This is a genomic window from Agrobacterium sp. fls2-241-TYG-188a (assembly GCF_030209845.1).
This window is the reverse complement of record NZ_JARVRD010000009.1, coordinates 153,728-172,755: the sequence shown is the minus strand read 5'-3', so window position 1 is coordinate 172,755 and position 19,028 is coordinate 153,728. Positions and strand designations below refer to the sequence as shown.

The following is a 19,028-nucleotide window of genomic DNA, read 5'->3' as shown; positions in this document are numbered from 1 at the left end:
AAGCCCGGCTGAGCCGGGCCTTCGAACGTGATGAGACGTCAGCTATTCGCTGTCAGCATTGTGAAGCACGTCGAGGGTCGGGATCGAGGTGATGTTGAAACCGCCATCGACATAGTGGCATTCGCCCGTGACGCCCCGCGAGAGATTCGACAGGAGGTAGAGTGCCGATCCGCCGATATCATCGATATCGGGCGTACGACGCATGGGCGCGTTTTTCTGATTCCACGAAAAGATCGCGCGCGCGTCTGAAATACCGGCGCCGGCAAGTGTGCGCACGGGGCCAGCGGAGATGGCATTCACACGAATGCCCTTCGGACCGTAGTCAGCTGCCAGATACCGCACCGACGCCTCGAGTGCTGCCTTGGCCACACCCATGACGTTGTAATTGGGGATGACCCGCTGCGATCCATTATAGGTCAAGGTCAGCATGGACCCGCCATCCGTCATCAGCGCTGCGGCACGCTTTGCGATTTCGGTGAAGGAGAAGCAGGAGATCACCATGGTACGGCTGAAGTTTTCCCGCGTCGTATCGGCGTAAAGCCCCTTCAGCTCATTCTTGTCGGAAAAGCCGATGGCGTGGACGACGAAATCCAGCGAACCCCAACGCTCACGCACCGCTTCGAACAGAGCATCGACAGACGCGATATCTTCGACATCGCAGGGGACGATGAAGTCGGATCCCAGTTCAGCGGCAAGCGGCTTGACGCGCTTGCCCAAGGCTTCGCCCTGAAAAGTGAAAGCCAGTTCAGCGCCCTGCCCGGCCAACGCCTTGGCAATGCCCCAGGCGATGGAATGGTTGTTGGCGACGCCCATGATGAGGCCGCGCTTTCCCTGCATGATGCCATTCATGGGCGATTATCCGTTGTAGCGCTGGAAGACGAGCGTGGCGTTGGTGCCGCCAAAACCGAAAGAGTTCGAAAGAACCGTATCGATCTTCGCGTTATCGATGCGCTTGCGAACAATGTTCACGCCTTCGAATTCCGGATCAAGCGTCTCGATATGCGCGCTTTCGCCGATGAAACGCTCCTGCATCATCAACAGGCCATAGATGGATTCCTGCACGCCCGCAGCGCCCAGAGAGTGACCCGTCAGCGACTTGGTGGATTGAATATGCGGGATCTTGTCGCCGAAAACTTCCCGGATCGCACCGATTTCCTTGCTGTCGCCAACAGGTGTCGATGTTCCGTGGGTGTTGATGTAGTCGACGTCGCCCTTCACCGTGGCCAGAGCCTGACGCATACAACGCACGGCGCCCTCACCGGATGGCGCAACCATGTCGTAACCGTCGGAGGTCGCGCCATAGCCAACAATTTCAGCATAGATCTTGGCGCCGCGCGCCTTGGCATGTTCGAGTTCTTCGAGAACCAGCACACCTGCACCGCCTGCAATGACGAAACCATCGCGGTTGGCATCATAGGCACGCGAAGCCAGCGACGGCGTATCATTGTACTTGGACGACATCGCGCCCATGGCATCGAACAGGTTGGACATCGACCAGTCGAGATCCTCGTGGCCGCCAGCAAACATCACATCCTGCTTGCCCCACTGGATCATTTCGGCAGCATTGCCGATGCAATGCGCGGAGGTCGAGCAGGCAGAAGAGATCGAGTAGTTGACGCCGTGGATCTTGAACCAGGTGGCAAGCGTGGCGGATGCCGTTGAAGACATGGCCTTCGGCACGGCAAAGGGGCCAATGCGCTTGGGGCTGTTGTTCTTCAGCGTGATATCGGATGCCTCGACGATGGTGCGGGTGGAAGGTCCACCGGAGCCCATGATGATGCCGGTGCGCTCATTGCCGCTGATGACGCTTTCTTCCAGGCCGGAATCGGCAATCGCCTGCTTCATGGCAACATGGTTCCATGCGCCGCCCTGGCTGAGGAACCGCATGGCGCGACGATCGACCAGATCGGTCGGATCAAGCGACGGCTTGCCCCAGACCTGGCACTTGAAGCCGTGCTCGGCAAAATCAGGTGAGAACGAGATTCCCGACTTCGCATCTCTCAAGGATGCCGTAACCTCTGCGGCATCGCTGCCGATCGATGAAACAATACCGAGGCCGGTGACTACAACTCTTCTCATGAAGTTGACCTTTTCTCTGTTTGCCGACTGACGTCTTTGCTGGATGGCGGGTGAACCGCCCATCGCAAAGGTCAAGGATCAGGCGGTCTTTTCTTTCGACAGGCCGACACGCAGGTCCGACGCTTGATAAATTGTTTCGCCATCGGCTTTCAGCCAGCCATCGGCGGTGCCGAGAACGAGGCGGCCGCGCATGACGCGCTTGAAATCGATGCCGTATTGCAACAGCTTTGTTTCCGGGCGAACCATGCCTTTGAACTTCACTTCGCCCGTAGAGAGCGCCATGCCGCGACCGGGCTCACCCAGCCAGCCAAGGAAGAAGCCGGTCAGCTGCCACATGCCGTCAAGGCCAAGGCATCCCGGCATGATGGGGTTGCCCTGAAAGTGGCAGGGGAAATACCAGTCATCGGGGGAAACATCATATTCCGCGCGGATAAAGCCTTTATCGAAAGCACCGCCCGTTTCCGAGATTTCGGTGATGCGATGAACCATGAGCATGGGAGGCAGAGGAAGCTGTGCATTGCCCGGGCCGAACAATTCGCCACGTCCGCAGGCCAGAATTTCCTCGTAATTATAGCTGGATTGCCTCGTTGCCATATTGCTTCCGTTTCCCCGTTGACCAGTTGTTGAACGACTTCTGTAGAGCAAGTTAAGTCCAAAATGAAGCGCCACAAGGGCAGCTTGCACATCTGGTTACTCGACCTTGCGGTGCAGACCTTGTCTAAACATGGCGCCCGCATACAGGAAGCGTAAGGCCCTCACCAGAGGAAATTTGCAAAAACCACCGCCTTGCAGCCATTTGCCGCGCAGCGACAGAGCGGAAACTATTGAAAGGACTGCGCGTAAAAGTTATATGCATTCCCAATCGACTTTATTTTATGGGTTTTTGGGGCCGCTTTGCATGGCATTTGACGCCACACTGGATATAGGAACAAGGTTGCGCCGTTTCGGCCTTCGCCCCACCCGGCAGCGGGTGGCGTTGGGCGACCTCCTGTTTGCCAAGGGGGACCGGCATCTGACCGTCGAGGAGTTGCATGACGAGGCGGTCAGCGCCGGCGTGCCGATTTCTCTGGCAACCGTCTACAACACGCTGCATCAGTTCACCGAAGCCGGTCTTATCCGCGTATTGGCCGTTGAGGGTGCGAAAACCTATTTCGACACGAATGTTTCGGATCACCACCATTTCTTTGTGGAAGGTGAAAACGAGGTTCTCGACATACCCGTCAACAATCTCCAGATCGGCAACCTGCCGGAGCCGCCGGAAGGCATGGAGATTGCCCATGTCGACGTCGTCATCCGTCTTCGCCGCAAACGCGGCTGACCAGGACTGCCAGCGCCACGAGCAAGGTGGCGCTGTTGCTCGTTCTTCCGAGCCAAAGGCTCAGTTCGAAGGGCCGTCGTTAAACCCGACCTCATCCACCAGTTCTGATGCCTGCCTGCGATGAGCGGCGATTTCGGTCAATGACAGTGTGTCCGGCTTGATCGGGCCGAAATTCTTGACGACCTCAGAAGGCTGGGCGCCAGGCAGCACCGGATATTCGAAGACCTGACGGGCATAGATTTCCTGAGCCTCGCCTGAGGCCAGAAACTCCATCAGCTTCAGTGCGTTGTCCCGGTTGGGCGCATATTTCGTCATCGCCACGCCGGATATATTGACGTGCGTGCCGCGATCCTCGGCATTGGGGAAGATGACCCTGACAGAATTGCCCCAGACCTTTTCTTCCGGCTCCTGCTCGTTGGTCAGCATCAGCCCGACATAATAGGTATTGCCCAGCGCGATATCGCATTCACCGGAATAGATGGATTTCGCCTGGCTGCGGTCCGTTCCGTCTGGCCTGCGGGCAAGATTGTTCTTGAGCGCCGTCAGCCAGGTGCGGGTATAATCGACGCCGTGGTGGGCAATCATCGAGGCAAAAAGCGCGATATTGTAGGAATGCTGCCCGTCACGAATGCAGATCTTGCCCTTCCATTTCGGCTCGGCCAGCTCTTCATAGGTGATAGTCTTCTGGGAGACGCGGTCCTTGGAGGCGTAGACCACCCTGCCCCGTGTGGTCAGGCCGAACCATTCACCTTCGGGATCACGCAAGTTGGCCGGAATATCCTTTTCGATCACGGGATCGTTTAGAACCGGCTGCGTTACCTTTCCCTCCTTGGCTTCCACCAGCCGCGCAATATCGACGGTCAGCAATATGTCGGCAGGAGAATTCTCTCCTTCCGCCTGAAGCCGTTCCACCAGACCCTTGTCGAGAAACAGGACATTGGTTTCGATTCCCGTCTCTTTCGTAAAGGCATCCAGCAAAGGCTGGATCAACTCTGGCTGGCGATAGGAGTAGATATTGACCTCCCCACCCGCAAAAGCTGTGGACATTGTGCCACTCGTCAAGGCTGCCGTCGCTACCGCCGCACAAATTAAGGATTTCACGCTTGCCATGGGAAATGCCTCCGCTACATTAGATTCTTGAGTTGTTTGTTCATGAATCGAATGACCGGTCAACAGAGCAGTCGGATGATGTGAAATTCTGTTTAGGAATTTTTTAAATCTGGAATTGTTCTAAAGTGAAAAAGCGACTATATAACTCCACATTCATGGAGTTCGGAGACCAGCATGCGCCTGACAAAACAAACCAACTATGCCGTCCGCATGTTGATGTACTGCGCCGCCAATGATGGCAATCTGAGCCGCATTCCCGAAATTGCCAAGGCTTATGGCGTGTCTGAACTGTTCCTGTTCAAGATCCTCCAGCCGCTCAACAAGGCGGGTCTTGTGGAAACCGTTCGTGGCCGTAACGGCGGCGTCAAGCTCGGTAAGCCCGCGGACAAGATCAGCCTTTTCGATGTGGTCAAAGTCACCGAAGACAGCTTCGCCATGGCGGAATGTTTCGAAGAAGGTGCTGTGGAATGTCCACTCGTTGACAGCTGCGGTCTCAATTCCGCGCTTCGTAAGGCGCTGAATGCGTTCTTCGATGTTCTGACACAGTATTCCATCGACGATCTCGTCAAGGCACGTCCCCAGATCAGCTTCCTGCTGGGCCTGGAAGACACGATGGCAAAGCGTCGCCCGACAGCGTCAATCGCCACAGCCCCAGCAGCCTGATCGCCAGATCATAACGTTCTACAGCCCGCGATACCTGTCGCGGGCTTTTATTTGCGGCTTAAAGGTTGACCTTCAGGTCTCAACAGGGGCAACTGGGAAGCTGAATTTCGCAGAGCCTCCCGATTCTATCCCGATGATTCCCAGACCAGACCTCCTGAGTTATGCCCTGACCGCCCTTATCGGCGGTATCGGCGCGACCGTGGCATTTGCTCTTGCCGTTCCCGCCCCCTTTCTGTGCGGTCCCGCTCTTGCGGTAACCTTTGCCGGGCTTCTGGGACTTCGGCTCTCCATTCCAACCCTGCTGCGCAATGCAGCCTTCGTGATCGTCGGCATATCGATGGGAACGAGCGTAACCCCTGATGTGATTGCGGCAGCGCAGACCTGGCCGCTGAGCTTTCTGGCGGTTCTGGCAACGGTTGTCGTGCTTCTCTACGCCGCCTACTGGATTTTGAGAGGCTTCGGTTATGATCGCACCACGGCCATGCTTGGCGCTTCCCCCGGCCATCTCAGCTACATCATCAGCCTGACTGCGGAAACGAGAAGCGATCTTGCGACCGTCAGCGTCATCCAGAGCGTGCGGGTTCTGGCTTTGACGCTGGCTGTGCCCCTGATCGTCGAATATCTCGACCTGATCGGCCTTGAACCTGCGATCCTGCCAGCGCCCATGCATCCGGCCATTCTGGCAGCGACGGTGGCTGCATCCCTTGCCGTGGGCTGGATATTTCTCCGGTGGCGTTTTCCAGCCGCCCTGCTTTTGGGCGGGGTTGCCGTTTCCATTACCACCCACATTACCGGCATGACGAGCGGGGGCGTTCCCAGCTGGCTGAGCCAGCCCACCTATATCGTGCTGGGCAGCCTTATTGGCACCCGCTTTTCCCGCGCGTCGCTGCGCGATATGCGCAAAGCCTTCGTGGCCGGGGGCGTCGTGACGATTGCCGTCATGCTGCTGGCCTCCGTCATCGCCGTCCTGGTCTCGAAACTGACCGGCGTGCCGATGAATGCGGTCATGATCGCCTTTTCACCCGGTGGACTTGAAACCATGGCCGCAATGGCTGTCATGATGCACGCAGATACCGCCTATGTGGGCTCCCATCACGTGCTGCGCCTGCTGTTTCTTTCCGTTCTCATGCCGCTCGTCATGGGCCGGGATGCTAGGCGAAAGCAGGATTAGGTCGGGCGCTTCTGTGCCACTCATGCGCCCCGAACCCTTTTTGGCATCCAGTTCCTGAGTGGCCACAAAACTCATTTTCACATGTGAGAATAAATTGCGATGGCGATGCAACCAACTCGCTCGCGATTTCGTTACCGCCAACTGAACCGGTAATTCCGGGCATTTGTGCCCGGTCTGCCCTTGCGTCCGCATCCACCCGATTGGAGAGTTTGATGAAGCGTTTGATGAAGCTGACCGGCGCCGGGTTGGCACTCGCACTCTATGCGTCCATTGCCCAGGCCCAGGTCGTCGTATCCTCCAAGATCGATACGGAGGGCAGCGTCCTCGGCAGCATCATCCTGACAGTCCTGATGAAGAACAACATCGAGACGACGGACCGGATTCAGCTGGGCGCCACACCGGTTGTCCGCAAAGCGATCACCGCAGGCGAAATCGACATCTACCCGGAATATACCGGCAACGCCGCCTTCTTTTTCGAAAAGGCCGACGACCCGCTCTGGAAGGACGCGGCAAAGGCCTATGAGGAAGCCAAGACCCTCGACTATGACGCCAACAAGATCGTCTGGTTGACACCGTCTCCGGCCAACAACACCTGGGGCATCGCGATCCGCAAGGATGTTGCCGAGAAAAATAATCTGAAAACGCTCAGCGATCTGGGTAAATATGTTTCTGGCGGCGGCTCGCTTGTGCTTGCAGCGTCATCGGAATTCGTCAACTCCGCAGCCGCCCTGCCAGCCTTTCAGAAAACCTATGGCTTTACGCTCAAATCCGATCAGCTGATTACGCTCTCAGGCGGCGATACGGCCGCAACGATTGCAGCAGCCGCGAACCAGACCAACAATGCCAATGCGGCCATGGTCTATGGCACCGATGGTGGCATCGCGCCTTCGGGTCTTGTTGTTCTCGAAGACGACAAGAATGTTCAGCCGGTCTATCAACCGGCACCGATCATTCGCGAAGAAGTGCTGAAGAAGCATCCCAATATCGAGCAATTGCTGAAGCCCGTCTTTGAAAAGCTGGATCTTGCGACGCTGCAAGAGCTTAACGGGCGTGTGCAGGTTGGGGGAGAACAGGCCAAGACCGTGGCACTCGACTTCCTGACGAAAAACGGCCTCGTCCAGTAGGGTCGGTGGTGCAGCGCTTAGCGGGCAGCACGAAAGCCTTTCCATTCCAGCCCGACAAGGTCGGGCTGCTCATCGCCGCGCTGATCACTTACGCGGCGCTGGCCCTGCCCTTTGCAACCTTGCGGGCAAACCGCATCGTTCAGGGCGAAAGCATTTCCCTCGTCAACGCCATGCCCGGTCTGGCCGTCACCTGCCTTTCCGTGGTGCTGGCAGGCTGCGTTGCCATCGCGTTTTTTCGAACGGATGCGCGGCTGCGGCTGCTGGGAGCATTGGTCGGCCTGTCGACACTCGCCTATCTGATCGGTCTTGCCGCAGCGCATTTGACCCCTGATGGGAACAGCTACGCCCGCGTCTCGCCTGCAAGCGGATTCTGGCTGCTGCTTGCTGGCCTGATCGTGATGGCGACCGACGCTATCGCCCGATTGAAACCCAAACCGGCAACGCGCGTCATTCTCCTCATTCTGGTGCTCCTTGTCACCGGTATCGTCCTTGCGTCGGGGCGGTGGGATGATCTTTCCATCATCAAGGAATATGGCAGCCGTCGCGATATCTTCTGGACGGAAGCGATAAGGCACCTTCAGCTTGCCTTTGGGTCACTGCTCGCGGCGGTCGCTGTCGGTCTGCCCCTGGGCGTCCTGTGTTACAAGATCAATCGGCTCCGGGCTTTCGTGCTCAACAGCCTCAACATCGTCCAGACCATTCCCTCTATTGCCCTGTTTGGCCTGCTGATCGCCCCTCTTGGCTGGATGGCTGCCAACATTCCCGGCGCATCCGAGATCGGTATTCGCGGTATCGGGATGGCGCCGGCATTCGTCGCGCTTTTCCTTTATTCGCTGCTGCCCATCGTATCGAACACGGTCGTGGGGCTGGACGGCGTGTCCGGCTCGGTCAGGGAAGCCGCCCGCGGGCTTGGCATGACCGCAGCGCAAAGGCTCCTGAAGATCGATTTTCCGTTGGCGCTGCCCATCATCTTGACCGGCATTCGTATCGTGCTTGTCCAGAATATCGGCCTCGCAACCATTGCCGCCCTCATAGGCGGCGGCGGCTTTGGTGTGTTTGTCTTTCAGGGCATCGGGCAGACGGCGATGGATCTTGTCCTTCTGGGCACCCTTCCCACGGTTATCCTCGGCTTTACAGCTGCGATCCTGCTGGACGCGCTCATCGACAGCCTATTCCTGAAAAGGGGACGCAGCACATGATCGAGGTCGAAAATCTCGTCAAGGACTATGACGGCAACAGGGTCGTCGACAATGTATCGCTGACGATGGAAGCGCGCAGCATCACCGTGATCGTCGGTACATCGGGATCGGGCAAAACGACGCTTCTGCGCATGATCAACCGTCTTGTCGAACCAACCTCCGGCACGATCCGCATCGACGGGCAGGATATCCTCGACATGCAGGGCTACAAGCTTCGGCGCAGCATTGGTTACGCGATCCAGGGTCATGGGCTCTTCCCGCATCGAACCGTCGCCCAGAACATCGCAACCGTGCCGGAGCTGGTCGGATGGGATGCGCAGCGCGTCCAGTCGAAGGTTTCCGCCCTGCTCGAGCTTTTCCAGCTCGATCCCTCCCTTTACGCCAATCGTTTCCCGGGCGAACTTTCCGGCGGCCAGCAGCAGCGCGTTGGCGTCGCAAGAGCGCTCGCCGCAGAGCCCAATATTCTTTTGATGGATGAGCCCTTCGGTGCGCTCGACCCCATCATTCGCGCAAAGGCACAGGACGATCTTCTTGCCATTCAACGAAAGCTCGGTGTTACCATCGTGCTGGTCACGCACGACATGGATGAAGCCTTCCACCTTGCGGATCGCATTGCCGTCATGGATCAGGGCAGGATTGTCCAATATGGCAAGCCTGCCGAACTGGTGCTGAAACCGGCATCGGATTTCGTCCGAACCATGATCGGCGAGCGGGAAAGACCCTTGCGCCTCCTGTCTGTCGGCACCGTTGCAGACATTGTCGAAACCGGCGATGCCGAGGGCGAGCCCCTGCAAACGACGATGAGCCAACGCGATGCCCTCTCGGCGATGTTGTGGACCGGCAGGGAGACACTTCCCGTCATCCGGCCCGACGGTCAAAAAGCCGGGCTGATACGGCGCGACACCTTGCTGAGCAGGGCGGCGGGACAGGTATGAAGAGCCCGACAGCGCCCATTCTGCTGACGGCGCTTTGTGCAGCCCTCGTCGCCTTTATCGGTTTTCCCGAACTGTTCGAGCCGCTCTTCAAACCGCTGGTCCAGACCAACGCACCCGCAATCTACACGCAGGCTAGCCTGCTGGCGCTGACGCTGTCGCATCTGTCGATCGTCGCCATGGCGACTGGCGCCGCAATCCTGATTGCCGGGAGCCTGGCAATCCTCGTCACCAGACCCTTTGGTTCGGAGTTCCTGCCCCTCTCACGCAGCATCGTGAATATCGGCCAGACGTTCCCACCTGTCGCCGTGCTTGCACTTGCCGTCCCGATCATCGGCTTTGGCCAGAAGCCGACGCTGATTGCGCTGTTTTTATATGCTCTGCTGCCCATTTTCGAAAACACCGTCACGGGCCTCACGACCATTCCATCGCCTGTGAGCGAGGCAGCGCGTGGCGCTGGAATGACCGGGCTGCAGAGACTTTGGCGAATAGAGCTTCCGCTCGCCTTGCCGTCCATTCTGGCGGGTATCAGGCTATCGGCCGTGATCAGCCTTTCGACAGCCACCATCGGTTCAACGGTTGCGGCCCGCACACTTGGCGAAGTCATCATTGCAGGGCTCCAGTCCAACAATCTCGCCTTCATTCTGCAGGGAGGGCTGATCGTGGCGGGGCTGGCGGTTGTTATCCATAGCGCCCTGTCGATGCTGGAGGCAAAGGCAGCCCGTCGGGTCGCCCTGTAAGTTGAACAACCCGGCAAAACCATTTCCGATCATGACGCTGATACGCTATGCAACGGAAGATGATCCGGAAATGTGGAGTTTTTCGTGAAAAAAGCAATTATCGTCATGGGTGTGAGCGGCTGTGGCAAGTCGACCGTCGGGGAAGAACTCGCAGGCAGACTTGGCATCCCTTTCATGGAGGGGGACAAGCTGCACCCGGCCGCCAATGTTGCAAAAATGGCCGCAGGCACGCCGCTTGACGATGACGACCGCTGGCCGTGGCTCGATCTCGTTGGCGCAGAACTGCGCAAGGGCTACGAGGCAGGCGGCATTGTCGTTTCCTGCTCTGCACTGAAGAAGATCTACCGTGACCGGCTGCGCCAGGCCTGCGGCGGACCACTGGCATTCGTCTATCTTGAAGGTAGCGAAGCGCTTCTGACCGAGCGCATGGGCGCGCGCACCGGACACTTCATGCCTTTGTCCCTGCTGAAGACCCAGTTGGCCACGCTCGAAGCGCCATCCGGGGAGGACGGCGTTGTGACCGTCAACATCGATGCGACGCCTCAAGCCATCGTGGACAATGCCTTCAAGGGGCTGTCGGCGCTCTGAAGCTGAGCGCCGGGCGTGTCAGACACCAAGCCTGTCGCGCAGACCATACCACCAGGCGCCCAGCATGGTCAGCGGCACGCGAAATGTCTTGCCGCCCGGGAAGGGGTAGTTGGGCAGCGACGACCAGACGTCGAAACGACCGGCGTGCCCCGCCACTGCCTCGCCCAGTATCTTGCCCAGAAGCTGGGTGGTCGTTACACCGTGGCCGCTATCTCCATGGGAGAAGTAGATATTCTCCGACAGCCGTCCAATGTGCGGGACACGTGTCAGCGTCAGCGCAAAATTACCGCTCCAGGCAAAATCGATCCTGGTGTTTTTCAGCTGCGGAAATGTCTTGAGCATGTTGGGACGAATGACGCCGGTCAGATCGGCGGGATCGCTGCCGCCATATCCGATACCACCGCCATAAAGCAGCCGGTTGTCGGATGTGCGCCGGTAGTAGTCGAGAATGTAATTGGCATCCTCGACGCAATAGTTGGCCGGCAGAAGATCTTCGATCAATCCCTGGTCCAAGGGCTCCGTTGCCATGACCTGGCTGGAAACCGGCATCATCCGCTCTCCGATTTCCGGCAGTAGACCGCCAAGATAGGCGTTACCGCAGACGAGAAGATATTTTGCCTTTACCGAACCACGGTCTGTGCGAACCGTTACCTGCGCGCCTTTTTCGACGGACACGACCCTCGAATTTTCGAAGATGCGTCCATTGAGGCTTTCAATGGCGGACGCTTCGCCAAGCACGTAGTTGAGGGGGTGGATATGGCCGCCGAACCGGTCGATCATGCCGCCCGCATAGCGGTCAGACTTCACATATTTGCCGACCTCGGCTTTTGAAACCATCTCAAGCCCGGAATGGCCGTGCTTTTCCCAGTTGCTCTTGTTGGTTTCCATTTCCTTGATCTGTTTCGAGGTGAATGCGGCAAAGAAGCCGCCATCGACCAGATCGCAATCGATCCCGTATTTGCGAACGCGCTGCCGGATGATCTCTCCGCCCTCCAGCGACATCTCGCCCAGTTGGACCGCTTTTTCCCGCCCGTAACGGCCCGCAATCGTTTCCAGATCGCGGCTATAGCCGTTGACGATCTGGCCGCCATTTCGGCCCGAAGCGCCGAAACCGATGCGCTCGCCTTCAAGAACAATGACGGAAAAGCCCTGGTCTGCCATCTCAAGTGCGGCCGACAGCCCGGTAAAGCCGGCACCAATGATGCATATGTCGGCGGTCTCCTCGCCTTCCAGCGATGGTCGCACCCTCTTGTCGTTAGCGGAGGCAGCATACCACGAGGAGGTGTGGCCGGGATTGGGAGAGTTCGTTACCTTGGCCATCTCACACCGTCCTGATATAGGCGTCATATTCCACATCGGTTACACGCAAGGCAAACTCGGAAAGCTCCTGCATCTTGCACGTTGAATACAGCGTACGATATTTTTGTCCGAAGGTCGCGTAGGCGAAGCTCGACCGCGTAAACCGCTGCAAGGCATAATCCCAATTGGTCGGCAACGGCTCGTGATTGATTGCATGGCTGTCGCCGGAGATCGCACCGCCCGGTTGGCGCTTTTCCTTCATGCCCGCCAGCGCAGCACTGAGGATCATCGCCAGCACGAGATAGGGATTGGCATCAGCACCAGCAACACGGTGTTCGATGCGGGTTGCGGGCCTGCTTGCCGTAATCACGCGAACGGCGGCAGACCGGTTATCTACCCCCCAGGATGCATAGGTCGGCGCATGTTCGCTGGGGCGCAGGCGCCGGTAGGAATTGGCATGGGGCGCAAAGACCGCCATGCTTTCCCCCATGTTTTCCAGCAGTCCGCCAACGGAATGCATCAGCGCCTCGGACGGCCCGTCGTCGCCGACATAGATGTTCCTGCCGTCCCGATCCAGAATGGAGAAATGGACGTGCATTCCATTGCCCGCCTGCATACCGTAGGGCTTTGCCATGAAGGTCGCATCGAGATCGTGTCTGCGCGCAACACCCTTGACGATGCGCTTGAGGAACACGGCAAAGTCGGCGGCCTGAAGAGCATCCGGCACATGGTTGAGGTTGATTTCATACTGACCCGGACCGTTTTCGCGAAGGGTCGTATCCGCAGCCACGTTCTGCGCCCGACAGGCGGTGGCGATGTCGTGAAAGACCTCTTCGAAATCCTGCAGTTCGGAAATCGACAGGACCTGGGTCTGGCCGGTGTGCCAGCGCCCTTCGCGACTGCGGGGCGGCCGCACCGGGTCCAGCGCCGAGCGCACAGGATCGATCAGATAAAATTCCAGTTCGGTTGCGACGACAGGCGTCAGGCCGCGCTTGGTATATCCATTGAGGACCTGGGCCAGCACGTTGCGCGGGTCGGCATAAAAGCCGTTCCCATTCGGGTCCTGCATGGCCAGAAGCACCTGCGCCGTTGGGCGACCAAGCCACGTGACGCGTGACAATGTGCCCGGCACGGGAAAACACAGGCCATCGGGATCGCCGGTACCCTCGGCAAGACCGGCGGCATTAACGTCTCGCCCCCAGATATCCAGCGCATAGACGGAGCGCGGCAGGGCCATGCCTTTTTCCAGAACGTCGATGGCTCTTTCGCGCGGAATCCATTTGCCGCGCGGCACGCCATTCACGTCAATGACGAAGGCTTCGAGAATTTCGATATCGGGATTTTGTTCGAAAAAGGTCTTTGCGTATTCAATATCGGCCATCACTCACCAGAATGTTTGTTTCGTTTTGGGTGCGGCACAAGTGCTGCTAACGAAAAGCATCCTGCTGCTGATAGATCAGATATCGAGCCGTCATGATGACATCATGCCCCGCAGTTCTCAATATTCCCCGCCCCATGTTACGTTGGCTTGGCGGATAAGGCCAGCCTGTTTTTCGCCATCAGGGATTGAAGCGCTCGGGCCTGTAGGAATCGATGGAAATGACCGGTGCCTCACCCAGCATGGTCTCGGCCAGGATGCGCCCGGTTATGGGCCCAAGCGTCAGCCCGTGATGGGCATGTCCGAAGGAGAACCATAGCCCGGAGTGGCGGGGCGCCTTGCCGATGATCGGCATCATGTCCGGCGTACAGGGCCGCGCACCCATCCACGGCTCCGCATCCAGTCGGTTACCGAGTGGAATGATGGTGCGCGCAACTCTCTCGGCACGGTCCACCTGAACAGGTGATTTCGGGGCATCGCGGTGGGTAAACTCCGCACCCGTTGTCAGCCTGATCCCCTTGTTCATGGGCGCCAGAAGATAGCCGCGCTCGGCATCGAGCAGCCAGTTGTTCAACGTCGTGCCGTTCTGCGCTGCGTAATGCATATGGTAGCCACGCTTGACGCCCAGCGGAAAACGGTAGCCCAGGCGCGATGTCAAAACGTCCGACCAGGGGCCCAGCGCCACGACCGCGCTCTCGGCTTCCATCTCTCCGTCCTGTGTCTTGACCTTCCAGCCGGTCGCGGTCTGGCTCAACGTCGAAGCATCGCCCTTGACGAAGGTGCCACCAAGGCTTTCGAACAATTGCACATAGGCAAGTGTCAGGGCATGTGGATCTTTCACCCCCCATGGGTCGGTCCATTGCAGAGCCCCTGTAAAGGGATAGCTCAGGTTCGGTTCTGCGGCGGCCAAGGCCTTGGCGTCGAGCTTGACGTGGTGAAGTCCATGATCCTTCTCGACTTTCTCCGCTGCGGCATAATTCGCATCACGCTTGGCGTGGCTGCGATAGAGCTCAATCCAGCCTTGCCTGGCGATGAGGTCGTCTGCACCCGCCTCGCGCACCAGAATATCGTGTTCGGACAGGGAGTTCTCGATCAACGGGGCATAAGCGCGCGCAATGGCCTGATGCCGTACCTGTCGCGAATGGTACCAGTAGCGCGCCAGGAAGGGAGCAATCCCCGGAAGAGCACCAGCATGATAATGGGCATCGACCCGGTTGTTCAGCGCATATTTTGCAAGCAATGCCAGATCCTGGGGAAAGCTGTAGGGAACCACGCCTTCCCGCTGAATGAGACCGGCATTTCCGAACGACGTCTCCTCGCCGGGACCGCGGCGATCGACCAGCACGACAGACGTGCCGCGCCTTGCCAGCTGCAGCGCCACCGACACTCCGACGATCCCTGCACCCAGGACGATCACATCCGCTGCCATTGCTTAATCCAGTGCTTTGAGACCTTCGGAAACTCTATTGACTGATTGCCGTCGTCTTGACCGCTTCTATGTTGAAGGCTGCGGCCATCAGGGCTTTGGTGTAATCCTGCGTCGGCGCATCGAAGATCGCCTTTGCCGGGCCGCTTTCCACGACCTTGCCGTGACGCATGACAATCACCTCATTGGCCAGCGCCTTGACCACCTTGAGGTCGTGACTGATGAAGAGATAAGCCAGGTCGTGCTTGGCCTGCAGGTCCCGCAAAAGGTCGACCACCTGCGCCTGCACGCTCATATCGAGCGCCGAGGTCGGTTCATCCAGCATCACGAACCGGGGCTTCAGCACCATGGCGCGCGCAATTGCTATGCGCTGCCTCTGCCCTCCGGAAAATTCATGCGGATAGCGCCAGCGCGTGGCCGGATCGAGACCGACCTCGTCCAGCGCCTGCGCGACGCGGCGGTCGCGCTCGTCTGCCGACAGCGATCTTTCATGCACCTTGAGGCCTTCGGCGATGATTTCACCCACCGACATGCGCGGACTGAGCGAACCGTAAGGGTCCTGAAACACGACCTGCAGCCGGTTTCTCAACGGCTTCATCATGGCGTAGGAATAGGCGTCGATGGATTGGCCGATGAAGCTGATGCGTCCCTTGGACGAAATCAGCCGGGACAGGGCAAGGCCGAGCGTCGTCTTGCCCGAGCCGGATTCGCCAACGACGCCGACCGTCTGTCCGGACCGCAGGGTGATGTCGATGCCATCCACCGCCTTGACGTGATCCACCACCTTGCGCATGAGGCCGGCCTTGATGGGAAACCAGACCTTGATATCGTTGCCCTGCATCACGACAGGCTTGCTGGTATCGGAAAGCGGCGGCTCGCCCTTTGGTTCGGCTGCGAGAAGGTGGCGGGTATAGGCGTGCTGCGGGCTGTTGAAGACCTGCTCCACCGTGCCTGTTTCCACGATCTTGCCCTTGGTCATGACGCAGACGCGGTCGGCGAATTTGCGCACGATGCCGAGATCATGGGTGATGAACAGCATGGACATGCCATGCTGGTTTTTCAGGTCGCTCAAAAGCTCGAGAATCTGCGCCTGCACCGTCACATCCAGCGCCGTGGTCGGTTCGTCGGCAATCAGAAGCTTTGGCCTGTTCGCCAATGCCATGGCGATCATGACGCGCTGTCGCTGCCCGCCGGACAATTCGTGCGGATAGGCTTTCAGTCTCTTTTCCGGCTCGCGAATGCCGACCTGCAAAAGCAGCTCCAGAATGCGCTTGCGCGCTTCTGCGCCCGTGATGGCCTGGTGCAATTCGAGGATCTCGCCAATCTGCCGCTCGATGCTGTGCAGCGGATTGAGCGATGTCATCGGCTCCTGAAAGATCATCGTGATGTCATTGCCGCGCACGGAGCGCAGTTCGCTTATCGAAGCGTCGAGCAAATCCTTGCCATCGAACACGATCCGGCCAGAGGGATGGCTGGCGGCAGGATAGGGCAGAAGTTTCAGGATGGAGTTCGCCGTAACCGACTTGCCGGAGCCCGACTCGCCGACCAGCGCCACCACCTCGCCCGGCATGATGTCGAAGGAGACATGATCGACCGCAGTGGTTTGCTGGCCGCCCTGATGAAAGGCGACGGAGAGGTCGCGCACCGCAAGAAGGGGAGCTGTATTGGTATCCTTCATGGCACTCATCGGAATGTCTTTCTCGGATCGAAGGCATCGCGCACCGCTTCACCGACGAAGATCAGCAGAGAGAGCATGATCGACATGGTGAAAAACGCGGTAAGGCCGAGCCATGGCGCCTGAAGATTGTTCTTGCCCTGCGCAATCAGCTCTCCCAGAGACGGTGAACCGGGCGGCATTCCGAAGCCCAGGAAGTCCAGCGACGTCAAGGTCGTGATCGAACCCGACAGGATAAACGGCAGGAATGTCAGCGTCGCCACCATCGCATTGGGCAAAAGATGCCGGTACATGATTGTGCCGTTGCCAACCCCCAGCGCGCGTGCGGCATTGACATATTCGAAGTTTCGGGCGCGCAGGAATTCCGCTCGCACCACACCCACGAAGCCCACCCAGGAAAACAGCAGCATGATGCCCAGAAGAACGAAGAAGCCGGGCGGCAGAATGGCTGCGATGATGAGGAGGATGTAAAGCACCGGCATCGATGACCAGATCTCGATGAAGCGCTGCATCAGAAGATCCGTCCATCCACCGAAATAGCCCTGCACGGCGCCGGCGGTGACACCGACAACTGCCGAGGCGATGGTCAGCGCAAGCCCGAACAGCACGGAGATACGGAAACCGTAGATGACGCGTGCCGCCACGTCGCGAGCCTGATTGTCCGTGCCCAGCCAGTTGAGGTTGCCAAGCGTGCAGCCTGGGTCTTCCGCTCCCTGCGGGTAGCCGGAGCAACGCTCCTGCGCATCCATCAGCCAGAAGGGCGCGGTTGGCGCGGAATGCGGAATGTTGGAATTGACCGTCTGATAGGAATAGCGGATCGGCGGCCAGATCATCCAGCCATTTGCCTTGATCTCATCCTGAATGAAGGACGACTTGTAGTCCGTCTGCGCCAGGAAGCCGCCAAACTTTTCTTCCGGATAATCCACCATGACCGGCACCAGAAGCTCACCCTTATAGGAGGCAAGGATCGGCTTGTCATTGGCGATAAACTCCGCAAACAGGCTGAGCCCGAACAGCAGCAGAAAAAGCCAGAAGGACCAGTAGCCCCGGCGGTTTGCCTTGAAGTTCTGCCAGCGCCGGACGCTGGTGGGAGAAAAGAACGGACGCTTTTGCGGCATGGGCGCAGCTTCAACGGCGGGTGACGATGTCGACATCACACATCCCTCCGTTCAAAGTCGATGCGCGGATCGATCCACGTATAGATAAGGTCGGAAATGAGGCTGACGACGAGACCCATGAGCGAGAAGATGAATAGGGTTCCAAACACGATCGGGTAGTCTCTGTTGACGACGGAGAGATAACCCAGCCGCCCGAGGCCATCCAGCGAGAAGATATTCTCGATCAGCAGCGATCCGGTAAAGAAGGCCGAGATGAAGGCACCGGGGAAACCGGCAATGACGATCAGCATGGCATTGCGGAAGACGTGGCCGTAGAGCACCTTGCTTTCCGAAAGACCTTTTGCACGCGCGGTGACCACATATTGCTTCTTGATCTCATCGATGAAGGAGTTCTTGGTCAGCAATGTCGTGGTCGCAAAGGCAGACAGAATGAGCGCCGTCAGCGGCAGCGCTAAGTGCCAGAAATAGTCGATGATCTTCTGCCACCATGTCAGCTCGGCAAAATTGTCGGACACAAGACCACGCAACGGGAACCAGTCAAAGAACGATCCACCCGCAAAAACCACGATCAGCAGGATGCCGAAGAGGAAGCTCGGCACCGCATAACCGACGATGATGATGCCCGATGTCCAGACATCGAATGTCGATCCGTCGGACACCGCCTTCTTGATGCCGAGCGGGATGGAAATCGCATAGGAAATGATGAGAATCCAGAAACCAAGGGAGATCGAGACCGGCAGCTTGTCGATGATGAGATCGATGACGGAGGAATTGCGAAAGAAACTGTCGCCGAAATCGAAGCGGATGTAGTTCCACATCATGTCGAGAAAGCGGGTCAGCGGCGGCTTGTCGAAACCGAACTGCTTTTCCAGCTTGGCGATCAGCTCCGGGTCGAGCCCCTGGGCGCCGCGATATTTCGAACCGCTTTCATCAAGCCCACCGCCCATCAGATCGCCGCCGCCGGAGAGCCGGTCGGAGGCGCTGTCACCGGAGCCGGAAAGCTGCGCGACAACCTGCTCGACCGGGCCACCGGGCGCAAACTGGATGACGAGAAAAGAAATGCCCATGATGCCGATGATGGTCGGAATCATAAGGGCAAGACGCCGCAGAATATAGGCTCCCATCAGGCTCGTCCCTGCACGGCAAGAGGTTCGGTCATCATCGGTTTCGTCAAACCGTTTCCTTTCGGGCCTGCGGACAATACCGCA

General features: G+C 58.4%; 18 protein-coding genes. 8 read left to right on the top strand and 10 right to left on the bottom strand.

Annotated features, from left to right (window positions below; translation table 11 throughout):
• Positions 1-42 precede the first annotated feature (42 nt).
• From fabI to fabA, 3 genes are all read right to left on the bottom strand, one after another.
• Positions 43-849, bottom strand: a complete 807-nt coding sequence (gene fabI / locus QRN85_RS22635; protein ID WP_062587480.1) for an enoyl-ACP reductase FabI — start codon at positions 847-849, stop codon at positions 43-45.
• Between the two features lie 6 nt (positions 850-855).
• Positions 856-2,079 (bottom strand): beta-ketoacyl-ACP synthase I, encoded by a 1,224-nt coding sequence (gene fabB / locus QRN85_RS22630; RefSeq protein ID WP_062587730.1) that lies wholly within the window; start codon positions 2,077-2,079, stop codon positions 856-858.
• Positions 2,080-2,157: 78 nt separating this feature from the next.
• Positions 2,158-2,673, bottom strand: a complete 516-nt coding sequence (gene fabA / locus QRN85_RS22625; RefSeq protein WP_062587479.1) for a 3-hydroxyacyl-[acyl-carrier-protein] dehydratase FabA — start codon at positions 2,671-2,673, stop codon at positions 2,158-2,160.
• Between the two features lie 304 nt (positions 2,674-2,977).
• Between fabA and irrA the strand changes: the two genes are divergently transcribed.
• Complete coding sequence (irrA, locus tag QRN85_RS22620) at positions 2,978-3,397, top strand: iron response transcriptional regulator IrrA (protein WP_284760193.1); 420 nt, start codon at positions 2,978-2,980, stop codon at positions 3,395-3,397.
• 60 nt (positions 3,398-3,457) lie between these two features.
• On the opposite strand, the gene QRN85_RS22615 is transcribed toward irrA, so the two are convergent.
• Entirely contained in the window at positions 3,458-4,507 is a 1,050-nt protein-coding gene (locus QRN85_RS22615) for a Fe(3+) ABC transporter substrate-binding protein (RefSeq protein WP_284760191.1), read from the bottom strand.
• Positions 4,508-4,681: 174 nt separating this feature from the next.
• Between QRN85_RS22615 and rirA the strand changes: the two genes are divergently transcribed.
• From rirA to QRN85_RS22580, 7 genes are all read left to right on the top strand, one after another.
• Positions 4,682-5,170: an iron-responsive transcriptional regulator RirA gene (rirA, locus tag QRN85_RS22610; protein ID WP_113170395.1), complete on the top strand. Its 489-nt coding sequence runs from the start codon at positions 4,682-4,684 to the stop codon at positions 5,168-5,170.
• 133 nt (positions 5,171-5,303) lie between these two features.
• Positions 5,304-6,341, top strand: a complete 1,038-nt coding sequence (locus QRN85_RS22605) for an AbrB family transcriptional regulator (RefSeq protein ID WP_284760189.1) — start codon at positions 5,304-5,306, stop codon at positions 6,339-6,341.
• Positions 6,342-6,553: 212 nt separating this feature from the next.
• A complete protein-coding gene (gene osmF, locus QRN85_RS22600; protein ID WP_112963318.1) occupies positions 6,554-7,465 on the top strand; it encodes a glycine betaine ABC transporter substrate-binding protein OsmF in 912 nt (303 codons plus the stop codon).
• 8 nt (positions 7,466-7,473) lie between these two features.
• Positions 7,474-8,664 (top strand): ABC transporter permease, encoded by a 1,191-nt coding sequence (locus tag QRN85_RS22595; RefSeq protein ID WP_284760187.1) that lies wholly within the window; start codon positions 7,474-7,476, stop codon positions 8,662-8,664.
• Positions 8,661-9,599 carry an ABC transporter ATP-binding protein gene (locus QRN85_RS22590; RefSeq protein WP_112963317.1) on the top strand — a complete coding sequence of 313 codons (939 nt, stop codon included), beginning with the start codon at positions 8,661-8,663 and terminating at the stop codon, positions 9,597-9,599. The genes QRN85_RS22595 and QRN85_RS22590 overlap by 4 nt, the downstream gene beginning before the upstream one ends.
• Positions 9,596-10,336 carry an ABC transporter permease gene (locus tag QRN85_RS22585; protein WP_284760184.1) on the top strand — a complete coding sequence of 247 codons (741 nt, stop codon included), beginning with the start codon at positions 9,596-9,598 and terminating at the stop codon, positions 10,334-10,336. The genes QRN85_RS22590 and QRN85_RS22585 overlap by 4 nt, the downstream gene beginning before the upstream one ends.
• A gap of 105 nt (positions 10,337-10,441) precedes the next feature.
• A complete protein-coding gene (locus tag QRN85_RS22580; protein ID WP_062587724.1) occupies positions 10,442-10,924 on the top strand; it encodes a gluconokinase in 483 nt (160 codons plus the stop codon).
• Positions 10,925-10,942: 18 nt separating this feature from the next.
• On the opposite strand, the gene QRN85_RS22575 is transcribed toward QRN85_RS22580, so the two are convergent.
• The 6 genes from QRN85_RS22575 to QRN85_RS22550 form a co-directional block, all read right to left on the bottom strand.
• Positions 10,943-12,244, bottom strand: coding sequence for an NAD(P)/FAD-dependent oxidoreductase (locus tag QRN85_RS22575; protein ID WP_284760183.1), 1,302 nt, complete (start codon positions 12,242-12,244; stop codon positions 10,943-10,945).
• A gap of 1 nt (position 12,245) precedes the next feature.
• Positions 12,246-13,607, bottom strand: a complete 1,362-nt coding sequence (locus QRN85_RS22570; protein ID WP_062587463.1) for a glutamine synthetase family protein — start codon at positions 13,605-13,607, stop codon at positions 12,246-12,248.
• Between the two features lie 175 nt (positions 13,608-13,782).
• On the bottom strand, positions 13,783-15,030 hold the full coding sequence (locus QRN85_RS22565) for an NAD(P)/FAD-dependent oxidoreductase (protein WP_284760181.1): 1,248 nt from the start codon (positions 15,028-15,030) through the stop codon (positions 13,783-13,785).
• Between the two features lie 34 nt (positions 15,031-15,064).
• The gene (locus QRN85_RS22560; RefSeq protein ID WP_162734052.1) at positions 15,065-16,714 is read right to left on the bottom strand and encodes an ABC transporter ATP-binding protein; all 1,650 of its coding nucleotides are present in this window, start codon (positions 16,712-16,714) and stop codon (positions 15,065-15,067) included.
• Entirely contained in the window at positions 16,711-17,856 is a 1,146-nt protein-coding gene (locus tag QRN85_RS22555; RefSeq protein WP_112963313.1) for an ABC transporter permease, read from the bottom strand. Before QRN85_RS22555 ends, QRN85_RS22560 begins: the two co-directional genes overlap by 4 nt.
• Complete coding sequence (locus tag QRN85_RS22550; RefSeq protein ID WP_112963312.1) at positions 17,856-18,944, bottom strand: microcin C ABC transporter permease YejB; 1,089 nt, start codon at positions 18,942-18,944, stop codon at positions 17,856-17,858. The genes QRN85_RS22555 and QRN85_RS22550 overlap by 1 nt, the downstream gene beginning before the upstream one ends.
• Positions 18,945-19,028: the final 84 nt, after the last annotated feature.

Excerpts from the sequence above, each read along its gene's own strand:
- fabI (WP_062587480.1), bottom strand. The coding sequence starts at position 849 with ATGAATGGCATCATGCAGGGAAAGCGCGGCCTCATCATGGGCGTCGCC.
- fabB (WP_062587730.1), bottom strand. The coding sequence starts at position 2,079 with ATGAGAAGAGTTGTAGTCACCGGCCTCGGTATTGTTTCATCGATCGGC.
- fabA (WP_062587479.1), bottom strand. The coding sequence starts at position 2,673 with ATGGCAACGAGGCAATCCAGCTATAATTACGAGGAAATTCTGGCCTGC.
- irrA (WP_284760193.1), top strand. The coding sequence starts at position 2,978 with ATGGCATTTGACGCCACACTGGATATAGGAACAAGGTTGCGCCGTTTC.
- QRN85_RS22615 (WP_284760191.1), bottom strand. The coding sequence starts at position 4,507 with ATGGCAAGCGTGAAATCCTTAATTTGTGCGGCGGTAGCGACGGCAGCC.
- rirA (WP_113170395.1), top strand. The coding sequence starts at position 4,682 with ATGCGCCTGACAAAACAAACCAACTATGCCGTCCGCATGTTGATGTAC.
- QRN85_RS22605 (WP_284760189.1), top strand. The coding sequence starts at position 5,304 with ATGATTCCCAGACCAGACCTCCTGAGTTATGCCCTGACCGCCCTTATC.
- osmF (WP_112963318.1), top strand. The coding sequence starts at position 6,554 with ATGAAGCGTTTGATGAAGCTGACCGGCGCCGGGTTGGCACTCGCACTC.
- QRN85_RS22590 (WP_112963317.1), top strand. The coding sequence starts at position 8,661 with ATGATCGAGGTCGAAAATCTCGTCAAGGACTATGACGGCAACAGGGTC.
- QRN85_RS22585 (WP_284760184.1), top strand. The coding sequence starts at position 9,596 with ATGAAGAGCCCGACAGCGCCCATTCTGCTGACGGCGCTTTGTGCAGCC.
- QRN85_RS22580 (WP_062587724.1), top strand. The coding sequence starts at position 10,442 with ATGGGTGTGAGCGGCTGTGGCAAGTCGACCGTCGGGGAAGAACTCGCA.
- QRN85_RS22575 (WP_284760183.1), bottom strand. The coding sequence starts at position 12,244 with ATGGCCAAGGTAACGAACTCTCCCAATCCCGGCCACACCTCCTCGTGG.
- QRN85_RS22565 (WP_284760181.1), bottom strand. The coding sequence starts at position 15,030 with ATGGCAGCGGATGTGATCGTCCTGGGTGCAGGGATCGTCGGAGTGTCG.
- QRN85_RS22560 (WP_162734052.1), bottom strand. The coding sequence starts at position 16,714 with ATGAGTGCCATGAAGGATACCAATACAGCTCCCCTTCTTGCGGTGCGC.
- QRN85_RS22555 (WP_112963313.1), bottom strand. The coding sequence starts at position 17,856 with ATGTCGACATCGTCACCCGCCGTTGAAGCTGCGCCCATGCCGCAAAAG.
- QRN85_RS22550 (WP_112963312.1), bottom strand. The coding sequence starts at position 18,944 with ATGGGAGCCTATATTCTGCGGCGTCTTGCCCTTATGATTCCGACCATC.